A 13,186-nucleotide genomic window follows, 5' to 3' on the forward strand; every position below is an offset into this window, starting at 1 on the left:
CGTTCAGCAAATTTTGAACTAAACTCATTATTTAATTTAGAAAAACACACAATGGGGAGTTATTATGGCAGTAGCCAGCGCAAGACATATACTCGTAGACAGTGAAGCACAGTGTCTAGACCTTAAACAACAAATTGAACAAGGCGCAGACTTTGCAGAACTCGCACGTACTCACTCAAATTGTCCTTCAGGCCAAGATGGCGGTGCGTTAGGTGAGTTTGGTCCGGGCATGATGGTTCCTGAATTCGATAAAGTTGTTTTTTCAGCGCCAATAAATCAAGTGCAAGGGCCTGTGCAAACTCAATTTGGTTATCATCTACTTGAAGTAACTAGCCGAACAGACTAACTTCATAATGAATCGTTAAAAGCCGCTTTCGCGGCTTTTTTTTTGATAGGAAACTAATCTATGAAACTGCTTGGTTCAACAACTTCACCGTATGTCCGCCGGATACGAATGTGGGCACTGAACAATGATATTGCGCTTGAGTTTATTAATTTAGATATTTTTTCACAGCAAGATAGACACACTATGATTGCACACAATCCCGCTCGAAAAGTTCCGGTATTAATTGATAATGGTTTTAGTGTATGCGATTCAAACTCAATTATTCGCTACTTATTAGAAAAATCAGATCAACCTTTATTGAGCTGGCAGCAAGAAAACCTTTTAACCATTATTAACGCCTGCAATGATTCGCTCGTTGAAATGCTACTGTGCCAGCGCTCAGGATTTGATACAAAAGACGATAAATTGTTCTTTAATTTACAAAATGAACGAATTGCTGAAACATTGCGCTATTTAAATAGTCATTTATCTGAGCCTGCATTTAAAAGCTGTGAATACCTCAACATCAGTTTATACTGCTTGCTAGATTGGATTTGCTTTCGTGAATTAACTGATTGGAGTCAACTCGAGAATTTAGCGGACTTTTATCAACAATTCTCAGCAAAAGCAGCTGTAAAACACACAGATCCACGAAATTAATGATAAGGGTTAAGCAAATGAGCGATATCGAAATAGAATCAGAATTAGTTAACTTTGTTGAAAAAGTACGTTTAAACGAGTCTATGTGGGCACTTGGTGCCGAAGATGGTGGTTTTGTTGTGTGTGAATCAAACCAATTTAGCGACACCGATGTGTTGTTGCTATGGGGCACAGAAGACGCTGCAAAAGCACAATGTAAAGACGAGTGGAATGACTATACACCGGTAGAAATTGGTTTAGACGAATTTTTAGATGAGTGGGTTGAAGACTTAAACGAGGATGATGCGCTCGTTGGTCTAAATTGGAACGACGACCAAGTATGCGTCGAAATAGAGCCTGTAGGTCTTGCTAAGGCCCTTTGCGACTAACTATATTGACAGCAAATGGTACTGTGGTTACAGAGTGCCATTTGCTGGAAACTTTACATTTCTCAGGTATACTCTTCAAGACATCTTTATTATCAAGGTATTAGGTTGAAGTCCCATCTCGGTCGTAGGCCCTTTTCGGCCATGGAGTTACATACCCTGTATACTGGTTACATCTTTAGTGATCAGCTTTTGCCCCGTGAACAAGCAAAACACTGGCATTTTTGGCTTCCTCTTTTTGCTTATTATACTGGCGCTTACAGTGATGAAATTGGCCATCTCACCCTTGATGATATTGTCACATTGTCAGATGTGCGTTGCTTTCACTTTCATACCCACGGCAAGATAAAGTCACGCTTTGTGCCGATTCATGATGCCTTATTCGCAGCAGGACTTGACCCATACCTAGACTTTTTAAAAGCACAAGGGCATACCCGCTTAATGTTTGATTTACCTTCTAAGTCAGGACGTTACAGTGAAAAAGTCCGTATTTGGTTTTCTGGTGAAGGTGAACGAGCTGGTTATCTACAAAAATGTGCCATTCCCAATGTTGATCAACAAGGGATGAAAACGGCTATCAGCAGTTTAAGACTCAACTTTGAACAACAAGTGCGTATTCATGCAATACAAGCTAACAGTAAAGATGCGTTTAACTATTTAATGGGCTTTAAAGAGTTTTCAGGCTCTTTATTTAACGATATGTCGTTGCTTAACGGCATTCTACAAAATGTGAGGCAAATTAATCCACAGTTGCACTGGCAACGCTTCATTGAACGCCATCATTAAATTGACAAACTTTGTTACTAACTAATTATTACTGTTCAATTTAAAACCTGATAGCATGGAAAACAGCACTCAAAGTCGGTGCCTTTCTAACAACAAAAAATCAGGGATACTTATGTTCTTAAAAAGCCTATTAACTGTGAGTGTTGCACTTGCGGTTAGCTCAGCCCATGCCAATGAATATGTAATAGAAAAACTAGCAAAACCTAGCTCACAACAGGTAGAGCTGACACTTGATCCTGCTAAAGACACTTTTTCTGGCCACACTGAAATTGCCATCGAAGTACTCAAAGCAACGAACTATATTGAATTAAACGGTATTGATTACGCGGTCAGTATGGCAAAAATTCTAGGTGACGAAAATTGTGATCTAAGTGCAGACATGCTGAAAACAGGCAAAGTAAAATTTTCGTGTGATGAAAAAATCCAACCTGGAAAGTATACGCTAATGGTTGATTTTACTGCGCCTTATAACCGCCAAAGTGTGGGCTTATATAAAACGCTTGATCAAGGTACTCCCTATTTATTTACTCAATTTGAAATGAGTGATGCACGCCGTGCCTTCCCTGTTTTTGACGAACCGAGTTATAAAATTCCATTTCAGTTAACGATTACTGCACCGACAACACAAAAAGTGTATGCCAACACGCCGGTATTAAAAACCACGGTCAATGGCGATATGACAACACACTATTTTGATAAAACGCCTCCTATTCCCTCTTATCTTGTAGCAATGGCGGTCGGTCCTTTTGAAGAGCTAGAAATTAAAGGCATGCCAATTCCTGGCAGAGTATTAACGCCACAAGGTAAGATTCATCTTGCGGATTACGCCAAAGAAAATATGCCTCGCGTTCTCAAAGCACTGGAAGATTACTTTGGTATCCCTTACGTTTATAAAAAATTAGACTCTGTTGCAGTGCCTGAGTTTCCATTCGGTGCAATGGAAAATGCTGGTCTTGTAACTTATCGTGAAGACATTCTATTAGTTGACCTAGCGACCGCGACTCGTAGCAAAAAAGAACGTAATGTATCAATCATTGCACACGAACTTGCACACCAATGGTACGGTAACCTTGTTACCATGAAATGGTGGAATGATTTATGGCTAAATGAAGCGTTTGCAAGCTGGATGGCGGCAAAAATTACGGCACAAATTAACCCTGAATTTGAATCTCACTTAAATTTACCGCAAAACTATGTGATGGCGTTAGATGCACGCTTAAGCACGAAACCCATTCGTAAACCGATTAAAACCGAAGCTGATATCATGGATGGCCTTGGCCTTGCTTACAGTAAAGGGAGCGCGGTACTGTCTATGGTTGAAAACTGGATAGGCGAAGATGCTTTTCAGCAAGGTATTCAAGCCTACTTGAAAAAATTCTCGTATAAAAATGCTGAAGCAGCTGACCTGTGGCAAGCATTAGGTGAAGCTTCAAATAAAGATGTGGCGAGTGTATTAAAGTCATTTATTGAGCAATCTTCTTTTCCACTTATCAAAGTAACCCAAGACGGTAAGAAAATTACCATCAGCCAGAGCCGTTTTGTGAATGCAGGTGTTGAAGCCCCTGCTCAACTGTGGAACGTGCCTGTTGCTATAAAATATGGTGCAGGTGATAAAGTAAAAACAGCTAACTTGCTGCTAAACAAAAAAACACAACAGCTAACACTTGATTTTGAACCTGAGTGGATTTACCCAGATCAAGGAGCTATGGGCTATTACCGTTGGTTACTAGACGATGCGCAGTTTAATGCCCTGCTAGATAACGCAGCTGACAAATTAACAGTCCGTGAGCGTTTGGCACTCCTTTCTGCCGCTGACTCTTTACTTGATGCCGGTGTTATTTCTGCTGCCCGCTTAATGCAAACCCTAGAAACATTTGTGAGCGATGCACACCCACTTGTAGCGAATACAGCATTGGGTTACTTAGCTTCGCAAAAACGTGTTTTTGAAGATGATAGCAACCGCGACTTATGGCCTAAGTTTATCCGTAAGAGCATTGCTCCTGCCGCGAAGCAATATGGCTTAACAGCCAAAGCTGGTGAAGATGCTGCAGTATCTCAGCTACGAGCACAAGTGATCAGCCGACTAGGTTTTGATGGTGAAGATCGCAAAGTCATTGATACGGCTAAAGCACAAGCCGCACTTTACTTAAACAATCCTGAAAATGTTGACCCATATTTAGCATCAACCTACTTAAACCTTGCAGCTTATCATGGTGATGAAAAACTACTCGCGAAGTACAAAGAAACGTTCAAAACCACAAAAGATCCGCAAGTACGCACAAAAATGCTTGCTGCAATGGGTTATTTTGGTAAACCAGAGCTACAAAAAGCAGTCCTTGAGTACAGCCTAACTGATGAAGTAACGGCCTCAGATATGCGTACTTTATTAGGGGGTCTAAGTTATGGTAAAGAACGCCAAGCGTTGTTCATTGATTGGATTTATAACAACTACGATGCCATCACTAAAAACTTACCGCCATTTTTTGTACCTAACTTACCGTTTTTCACAACGGCAAGTTGTGATGCTCAAAGCTTAGCCACAACAAAAACCTTCTTCACTGATAAAATCTCTGAAGTACCAGGGTATGAGCGCTCACTCAGCAAGCTTGAAGAAAGCGTCAATGACTGCCTTTCGCTTAAAAAGCGCGAGCTGGCCTCGGTGAATAGTTTTCTTAAACGTTAACAGCACAATGTGAAAAAGGGTCACATTGTGACCCTTTTTTATTACCATAACTCTTAACGAGTCCGCACTTATAGCCGTGTCTATCATTAACTTATAATGCAATTAACCAACTGCATTCATTAAAATAGCGACACTATTATTGCGCTAAAATTATTGCGCTAAAATTTTATTAAATTGCTTAATAAACTGTTCTGCCGCTAACACTGAAGTAACTTTAAATGCGAGCCCATAATGAATAGGCTGGGCACTTTTATAAATACGTGTAGGAAAACGTGTCATTTCACTGCTATGAAAATAATCTTTAATGCGAGAGATGCCGTCCAATGCTTCAAAGTCGTCACTAAACACCTCAAAAACAGGCCTAATGACTAATTTAGCCTGCCCGCTTTGTTCATGCACATAAAATGCTTCTTTGGAATTAGCGGGCATAAACTCATTAATATTTTTTATTTTAAAGTTACTACGACAGCCAAGTTTTATCAGTTGTTCAGTAAGTTGTTCTGCAGAGAAAGACAAATGCGCGCCTATTTTAAAACGAGAAGTAGTAGCCACATTACAGTAATCCCTTAAAAAGCGTTACTTATTTATCACAAACAAAGGCAAGTTTCTTATTATGGTAACTCAAACGTGTTATCTTGGTTTCACAATAAGACGTTAAATCTAACCATTGAGAAACCGGCTCTGGATTCATTAAATCTCGCTTATAAACGCGATTATTAATCGCATAAATAACCGTCTGCTCATCCAACAAGGTGAAATCTTGTAATTGTGCCGGTAGACGTAAAATATCTGTTACTTGCTCAAATTGGGGTGTAAAACGCGCCAGCCAATGTTGCTTATCTTTGTGGTAGCTAAATAAGTAGCTATTCGTTTGCGCATCAAAAAGTAAGGTTCGGCCAATGGCATTCGCAACGACCTTCGGTTTAGCAGCTGCAACCGTGGTATATTGTAAGGTATGTGGTTCGCCCAAAATAAACATAACAAGGTCATTGTCAGCGCCCCATGCATGATAACCTACAGGCTCAATCCACTCGAAGATACGCGCAGCAGATTGTTCACCCTGCAACGGATATTGCCAGAGCTTTTGCTTACCATCTTCTTCCACAACGATGGCTGATAACGCCTGCTTGTTAGGCATTAATGTGGGTGAATATTCGCTAACAGCAGAGTACGTTAAATTTGTTGCTTGCTGAGTTGTAAAATTATAGAAATATAAATCTGTTTGCGATTGTCCATCATCGCCAAGCACCTCATGCGTGTAATAAAGCCCCTCATCAATTAAGAACGGTTGGTTATTGTAACTTTTATTATCCGTAATTCTTGTTACCTTCATACCATAAGGGGTCTCAAGATCAGCCAGTAACACTTCGCTTTTAGGCATAGCTGCGTCCGCTTGGCTGCTTAAAAACGTTCCAAATGCGCCAAAAAGGAAAGAGGTAAGTAATCTCATTATGTTCTCTCGTTTTAATTTTTATTGGCTCATGATAGCGTTATTTAATCAGGCAGTCACTTGACCTTACTATGCTCGACCTTTATAACTAGGACGTGTTCGTTTTTTATCAGTTTTTCTGATTGGTAAAAGTAACACTGCACGGCTTAACAAATAACGAGAACAACTATGTCAGCTAAACATCCTATCATCGCAATTACCGGCTCATCTGGCGCTGGCACCACCACCACCACCAATGCCATTAAGCATATTTTTAGAAGCTTAAATATAGATGCGGCCTTTATTGAAGGCGATAGCTTTCATCGTTATACACGACCAGAAATGGATAAAAAAGTGCGAGAAGCACAGCAAGAAGGTAAACATATCAGTTATTTTGGTCGTGAAGCGAATGACTTTGGTGCGCTTGAGCAACTGTTTTATCAATACGGCGAAACAGGCCAAGGTAAAATCAGACGTTACTTACATACCTTTGATGAAGCCGTTCCTTATAATCAGCTACCGGGGACTTTTACACCGTGGCAAGACTTAGAATCGAATACAGATATACTCTTTTATGAAGGCTTACACGGCGGTGCTGTAGACCAAGATCACGATGTCGCGAAGCATGTTGATTTATTGATTGGTATGGTGCCAATTATCAACCTTGAGTGGATCCAAAAACTAATCCGCGACACCTCAGAGCGAGGCCACACGCGTGAAGCGGTAATGGGGTCTATTATTCGTAGTATGGATGACTATATAAACCAAATCACCCCTCAGTTTTCTCGTACTCACATCAATTTCCAGCGCGTACCGACTGTAGACACTTCAAACCCATTTAGTGCAAAAGATATTCCCTCGCTTGATGAAAGCTTTGTGGTTATTCGCTTTAGAGGTATTGAAGATGTAGACTTCCCCTATTACTTACGCATGATAGAAGGCAGCTTTATGTCACGTATCAATACGCTAGTGGTGCCTGGAGGAAAAATGGGCTTAGCCATGGAGCTGGTACTAACACCACTCATTAAAGATATTATTCTAAAAAAACGTGCCCTTGAAAATTTAGCCCCCGTTGACTTGCCGATTTAAATGACTCGGGTACACTGCTGACTCAGCCTGGAATGATGGAGTAGTCAGCTTGAAAACGACATTAAATGTAATAGTGGGATCTAAAAATCCTGTAAAAGTGAATGCTGCTAAACATATTTTTAGCCTTTACTTTCCTGAGCACACCATTCAGTGCCAAGGTGTTCACGCACCGTCTGGCGTCCCCGACCAACCTTTAGGTGAAGATGAAACCCGCATAGGGGCAGAAAATCGCGTAAAATACTGCCAAGCGCATTACGAAGCCGATTTCTACACAGCAATGGAAGGTGGCGCAGAGCAATTTAGTTACGGCGCAGCAACGTTTGCATTCGTCGTTATTGCCAATAGCGAACAATTCAGTGTCGGTCGCAGCAGCAACTTACCTTTACCCCCTCCTTTCTTCAAGGCATTACTTGCGGGTAAAGAGTTGGGCGATGTGATGGATGAAGCTTTCAATACCGTCAATATCAAACAGCAAGGTGGTGCAATTGGCTTATTAACCAATCACAATGCAACACGCGAAAGCACCTATATACAAGCGCTTACATTGGCTATGGCACCGTTTTTACACCCTACACTTTATAACCAATAAACTTGGAATATCATGAAGTATACACATGTTTTATTTGATGCCGATGAAACCCTGTTTAGTTTTAACGCATTTGCAGGTCTTAAAGTAATGTTCGCCAATTACGGCGTAGACTTTACAGAGACAGATTATCATGACTATCAATTAACCAATAAACCACTATGGGTTGCCTATCAAAAGCATGAAATTACTGCCAATGAGCTACAGATAACCCGTTTTACCGAATGGGCAAACAAACTCAATGTGCCCGCTCAAACGCTTAATGATGCCTTTTTAGAAGCGATGGCATCTATTTGTGTGCCATTGCCCGGTGCCGTTGAGCTACTCAATAAGCTAAAGCCTCACGCAAGATTGGGTATCATTACCAATGGTTTTGCCAAACTTCAGCAAAAGCGCCTAGAGCATACAGGACTGCAAGACATGTTTGATTGGCTGGTGATTTCTGAGCTAGTGGGTAAAGCCAAACCCGCACCCGAGATTTTTCAACACACTTTTCAGTTAATGGGTAATCCACCGAAAGAACAGATTTTAATGGTGGGTGACACCGCAGCCAGTGACATTCTCGGTGGCCATAATGTTGGCATTGATACCTGCTGGCTTCAGCACCCTGGCGTTGAGTTACCTGAAGGGATTACACCCACCTACCAAATAAATCAGTTATATGAACTGGAAGCTATTCTTGGTTTATAGCAACTCAAAATGATTAATACCATTCCGCTTAATTTAGTGATCTATTTTGAGGCAATAAAACCGCGTTGATAACAAGGCAAAAATTTAGTTATTTAGTTGTTCTAAATCAGAAATTTTTAACGCAGGTAGCGACTGGTTTAATCACTCAAAATGATTAAGTATTTTTGCGGAATGGTATAAGTATTTTTGCGGATTGGTAATACACGTTATGCTTATCGTAAAGCAAAAAAAATGACGCTTTAAAGCGTCATTTTTTATAACTGTAATATGCGTGCGATTAAGCTGTTGCTACTTCTAGGCCTGGTGCTGGCATCGTCACTGGCGTATCGAATGTTGCCCATTCCCATGCTGACTCAGTCGCCATAATTTTACGAAGTAACTTATTGTTTAAATCATGGCCTGACTTATAAGCCGTGATTTTACCTAGAATGTTATGGCCCGTCATAAACATGTCGCCCACACAGTCTAAGATTTTGTGTTTAACAAACTCATCGCTGTAACGTAAGCCGTTTGGATTCAATACTTTAAATTCATCCAAAACAACTGCGTTATCCATGCTACCACCTAAGGCTAGGTTGTTTGCATGCATATATTCAATGTCTTTCATAAAGCCAAAAGTACGCGCACGGCTGATTTCTTCAGTGAAGCTTTGTGCCGTAATATCTAAACCAATACGTTGGCGACTTTCATTGATAGCAGGATGATCAAATGCGATCTCGAAATCGATGTGAAAACCATCGTATGGTTCGATCTCAGCCCATTTATCACCTTCTTCAATACGTACTTTTTCTTTAATACGAATAAAGCGCTTAGCTGCATTTACTTCTTTAATGCCGCCTTTTTGTAACAAGTAAATGAATGGTAATGCACTACCATCCATAATAGGCACTTCTGAGCTGTCTAATTCAACAATTAGATTATCAATACCCATTGCCGCTACCGCAGCAATTAGGTGCTCAGTCGTTGATAAGCGAACGCCATCTTTGTTTGTTAAACAGGTACACAATTGCGTATCACCAACGGCTTCAGGTGTTGTTTCAAAATCAACAACCGGATCAAGGTCCACACGACGAAATACTATCCCAGTATTTGCGCTCGCAGGTCGGAGAGTAATAGTGACCTTCTCACCTTTATGAAGTCCAATTCCTATGGCTTTGACTACTTCTGCAATCGTACGCTGTTTAATCATAGGTTCGCTCACTTATAGTTACAGTTAGACGGCGGATTGTATCATAAATACATCCAGCTGCCAAATTTGTTTATTTATCGAACAAATTATCAGTAAAAAGTCTTAGTCAGCTTGCTTTCTTAAAAAAGCGGGGATGTCAAAATAATCGCCACCCTCTGATTTATCAGACTTTTTATTGCTCTCAGCTGTCTTTGACGAGACAGAGCTGCTTGTTGTGCTTTGCTTTACAGGCTCTTGCTTTTCAGATGTAGCTGACATGCTCACATCATCACTGCTGCCTTGACTTGCAAAGCTTGGTACATACATGCTGCTAGTCGTTTGGTTCATTGAGCTTTGTACATCAGAGCCTGATGCTTTCTTAAAGCCATTATCAACGATGCCAAACTGTGGACGACGATCACCCCCTAAACCTGTTGCAACAACAGTTACACGTAACTCGTCGCTCATTTCTGGGTCAATTACCGCACCAACAACCACGGTTGCGTTTTCAGACGCTAATGCTTTAACGTGGTTACCCACAATTTCAAATTCTTCAATCGCAATATCCATGCCCGCAGTGATATTAACAAGAATGCCTTTAGCACCTGTTAAATCAACATCTTCAAGTAATGGACTTGAAATAGCGGCTTCTGCTGCTTCTTGTGCACGGTCTGGGCCAGATGCTGACGCTGTGCCCATCATCGCAGTTCCCATCGCTGACATTACAGTACGTACGTCGGCGAAATCCACGTTGATTAGACCTGAGCGTGTGATTAATTCTGCAATGCCTTGAACAGCACCAAATAACACGTCATTTGCTTTTGCGAAGGCATCTAATAGTGTAGTCCCTTTGCCTAAAACTTTAAGCAATTTATTGTTCGGAATTGTAATAAGAGAGTCTACAATTTCTGACAATTCATTAATGCCTTGTTCAGCCGCTGCAGCACGCTTTTTACCTTCAAAATCAAACGGACGAGTAACCACTGCAACCGTTAAGATCCCTAACTCTTTTGCAATTTTTGCAACCACAGGCGCAGCCCCTGTACCTGTACCGCCACCCATACCGGCTGCGATAAAGACCATATCAGCGCCTTCAAGGCTAGCACGGATAGTTTCAGCGTCTTCTTCTGCTGAATTACGGCCTACTTCAGGGTTTGCACCCGCACCTAAACCAGAGGTGATCTGTGTGCCTAGTTGCACGGTTACATCGGCAGATGAATTACGTAATGCTTGTGCATCCGTATTTGCCGCAATAAAACGTACACCTTCAATTTGTTGTTTTACCATGTGTTCAACAGCGTTACCGCCGCCGCCGCCCACACCAATTACTTTAATGACAGCTTCTTCGCTGTGCTGTTCCATCATATCAAACATCTTTACTCTCCGACTTGAGCTTTAAAACTCACCTTGGAACCACTTCGTAATACGGTTCCACCAATTATTATCACCTTCAGCTTTCGATTTTTGTGCATTCATCGATTGCATAGTACGGCCGTATTGTAACAAACCAACCGCGGTCGCGTACGAAGGATCATCCACATAATCTGTCAAACCAACAATCCCGATTGGTTTGCCAATTCTGACTGGCATTTGGAAAATGTCTTCTGCCACTTCCATTGCCCCTGTCATTTTTGCTGTTCCGCCAGTGATGACGAGACCCGCAGCAATTTGGTCTTCTAAACCTGAGCGGCGTATTTCTTCCATAGCCAGCTCAAATAATTCTCTAAAACGCGGCTCAACAACCTCAGATAAGGTATGACGAGACATAATACGCGCAGGTCGCCCACCCACACTTGGCACTTCAATCGTGTCTTCGTTGCTCGCCATTTGGCTGCTTGCACAGGCATATTGTACTTTGAGTGACTCTGCATGTGATATAGGTGTTCTAAATATTTTTGCAATATCACCCGTTACTTGATTACCCGCAACAGGAATAACGGCTGAGTGACGAAGCGCACCATTAATATAAATGGTGATATCCATTGTACCGCCACCAATATCCAGCACCGCTACCCCTAACTCTTTTTCATCATCAGTCAGTACGGAATAACATGACGCTAATGCAGTAAAGATAAGTTGGTCCACTTCAAGACCACATCGCTCTACACATTTTTCAATATTTTTTGCCATGTCGTTTGAGCAAGTAATAATGTGGGCTCGCGCTTCCATTCTCACGCCACTCATACCCAATGGGTTTTTAATGCCTTCTTGCATATCAATGCTGTATTCTTGCGGTAATGCATGCAGCATTTTGCGCTCTGCCGAAATTGGCACTGAACGCGCAATATGAATCACATTTTCAATGTCTTCATCTGTCACCTCGGTGTTGTTAATAGCAACCACACCGCTTTCATTCTGACACTGAATATGCTTACCAGAAATACCTAAGTACACTGAACTAATGCGGCAATCGGCCATCAGTTCTGCTTCGTCAATAGCACGACGAATCGATTCAGAAACAAGGTTAAGGTCGTTTACGCCGCCTTTATCCATACCATGCGATACCTGGCTGCCTACCCCCACAATACTGAGCTTATTATCTGCGGTGATTTCACCAACGGTGGCCACTACTTTTGAGGTGCCAACGTCTAATCCAATCACTAGGTTTCTTTCTGCTGACTTAGTCATGCCTTACTCTTATTTTCTAATTGTTCTTCTTGAAGTGGCTTCCAGCTCACTGCAAGACCGGTATCGTACCGTAAATCAACAACATCAATTTGTGCATCTGCACGTTGTTCCATGCGCGGATAAACGTCAATAAAACGTTGTACACGCTTCGCTTTTTCTTTGCGGCCTAAATTCAGGCGTATGCCGTTATCAAGCCATAACTGCCACGAAAAACGCTCAGAGAGCGCTAAACTTGTCAGCTCTAAATCATTCACCCTTAGCATTGCTTGAAACTGACGAAAAGCCGTCCAAGCTTCTATTTCACTGCCTTCAGGGCCATATAGCTGCGGTAGCGTATCAGGTAATTTATCACTACTTGCTTGGAACACTTCCCCTGATTGATTCAAGAGTAAATCACTGTTCCAATGGGCTACCGCTTGGTGCTCAACCACATACACTTGTAAGGTATCTGGCCACTGTTTTCTTACCGATGCCGTTGCGACCCATGGCAGACTTTGTACCAAGCGTTGCACATGTTTGACATCCAATTCAAAAAAACTCGATAAGTCGGCTTTTTTTATCGCACTAATAATTGCTTTTTCATCAGTGTATTGAGGCTGTCCAAGCACTGATAAATGCTTAATTTGCGCATCTTTGTTTTCAACCAACCAATCAGACACCCCAGTAGTAATCTTCACCAAAGAAAAAATGACCACCAGAAAAAAGCTCACACCAAAAATCAGCGACCAATTAAGTTGCTGTTTTAACTGTTGCGCTTTCTTCAAAAAAGGATGCATA

General features: G+C 41.5%; 14 protein-coding genes. 8 read left to right on the forward strand and 6 right to left on the reverse strand.

Annotated features, from left to right (window positions below):
* Positions 1-64: 64 nt before the first annotated feature.
* The 5 genes from ACSSVW_RS06170 (at position 65) to ACSSVW_RS06190 (ending at position 4,819) form a co-directional block, all read left to right on the forward strand.
* Positions 65-346 carry a peptidylprolyl isomerase gene (locus ACSSVW_RS06170; protein WP_036971157.1) on the forward strand — a complete coding sequence of 94 codons (282 nt, stop codon included), beginning with the start codon at positions 65-67 and terminating at the stop codon, positions 344-346.
* 60 nt (positions 347-406) lie between these two features.
* A complete protein-coding gene (locus ACSSVW_RS06175; RefSeq protein ID WP_230237408.1) occupies positions 407-985 on the forward strand; it encodes a glutathione S-transferase family protein in 579 nt (192 codons plus the stop codon).
* 17 nt (positions 986-1,002) lie between these two features.
* Positions 1,003-1,353, forward strand: a complete 351-nt coding sequence (locus ACSSVW_RS06180; RefSeq protein WP_036971160.1) for a DUF2750 domain-containing protein — start codon at positions 1,003-1,005, stop codon at positions 1,351-1,353.
* Between the two features lie 105 nt (positions 1,354-1,458).
* Entirely contained in the window at positions 1,459-2,136 is a 678-nt protein-coding gene (locus ACSSVW_RS06185) for a site-specific integrase (RefSeq protein WP_065978154.1), read from the forward strand.
* A 112-nt stretch (positions 2,137-2,248) separates the two neighbouring features.
* Entirely contained in the window at positions 2,249-4,819 is a 2,571-nt protein-coding gene (locus tag ACSSVW_RS06190; RefSeq protein WP_454179024.1) for a M1 family aminopeptidase, read from the forward strand.
* A gap of 150 nt (positions 4,820-4,969) precedes the next feature.
* On the opposite strand, the gene ACSSVW_RS06195 is transcribed toward ACSSVW_RS06190, so the two are convergent.
* Complete coding sequence (locus ACSSVW_RS06195; protein ID WP_065978156.1) at positions 4,970-5,335, reverse strand: hypothetical protein; 366 nt, start codon at positions 5,333-5,335, stop codon at positions 4,970-4,972.
* Positions 5,336-5,399: 64 nt separating this feature from the next.
* Positions 5,400-6,269, reverse strand: coding sequence for a hypothetical protein (locus ACSSVW_RS06200; RefSeq protein ID WP_454179025.1), 870 nt, complete (start codon positions 6,267-6,269; stop codon positions 5,400-5,402).
* Positions 6,270-6,437: 168 nt separating this feature from the next.
* Between ACSSVW_RS06200 and ACSSVW_RS06205 the strand changes: the two genes are divergently transcribed.
* The 3 genes from ACSSVW_RS06205 to yjjG are packed head-to-tail and all read left to right on the forward strand — an operon-like array spanning position 6,438 to position 8,613.
* Positions 6,438-7,337, forward strand: a complete 900-nt coding sequence (locus ACSSVW_RS06205) for a phosphoribulokinase (protein WP_036971173.1) — start codon at positions 6,438-6,440, stop codon at positions 7,335-7,337.
* A 49-nt stretch (positions 7,338-7,386) separates the two neighbouring features.
* Positions 7,387-7,926, forward strand: coding sequence for an inosine/xanthosine triphosphatase (yjjX, locus tag ACSSVW_RS06210; protein WP_065978158.1), 540 nt, complete (start codon positions 7,387-7,389; stop codon positions 7,924-7,926).
* A 12-nt stretch (positions 7,927-7,938) separates the two neighbouring features.
* A complete protein-coding gene (yjjG, locus tag ACSSVW_RS06215) occupies positions 7,939-8,613 on the forward strand; it encodes a pyrimidine 5'-nucleotidase (protein WP_036971178.1) in 675 nt (224 codons plus the stop codon).
* 277 nt (positions 8,614-8,890) lie between these two features.
* Here yjjG and lpxC read toward each other — a convergent pair whose 3' ends face one another.
* From lpxC to ACSSVW_RS06235, 4 genes are all read right to left on the reverse strand, one after another.
* Positions 8,891-9,802 carry a UDP-3-O-acyl-N-acetylglucosamine deacetylase gene (gene lpxC, locus ACSSVW_RS06220; protein ID WP_036971181.1) on the reverse strand — a complete coding sequence of 304 codons (912 nt, stop codon included), beginning with the start codon at positions 9,800-9,802 and terminating at the stop codon, positions 8,891-8,893.
* A gap of 102 nt (positions 9,803-9,904) precedes the next feature.
* Positions 9,905-11,155 carry a cell division protein FtsZ gene (ftsZ, locus tag ACSSVW_RS06225; RefSeq protein WP_036971183.1) on the reverse strand — a complete coding sequence of 417 codons (1,251 nt, stop codon included), beginning with the start codon at positions 11,153-11,155 and terminating at the stop codon, positions 9,905-9,907.
* 21 nt (positions 11,156-11,176) lie between these two features.
* Positions 11,177-12,409, reverse strand: coding sequence for a cell division protein FtsA (gene ftsA, locus ACSSVW_RS06230; RefSeq protein WP_036971185.1), 1,233 nt, complete (start codon positions 12,407-12,409; stop codon positions 11,177-11,179).
* On the reverse strand, positions 12,406-13,185 hold the full coding sequence (locus ACSSVW_RS06235) for a cell division protein FtsQ/DivIB (protein ID WP_065978161.1): 780 nt from the start codon (positions 13,183-13,185) through the stop codon (positions 12,406-12,408). The genes ftsA and ACSSVW_RS06235 overlap by 4 nt, the downstream gene beginning before the upstream one ends.
* Position 13,186 lies beyond the last annotated feature (1 nt).

This window comes from Pseudoalteromonas sp. MBR-15, from assembly GCF_053628915.1.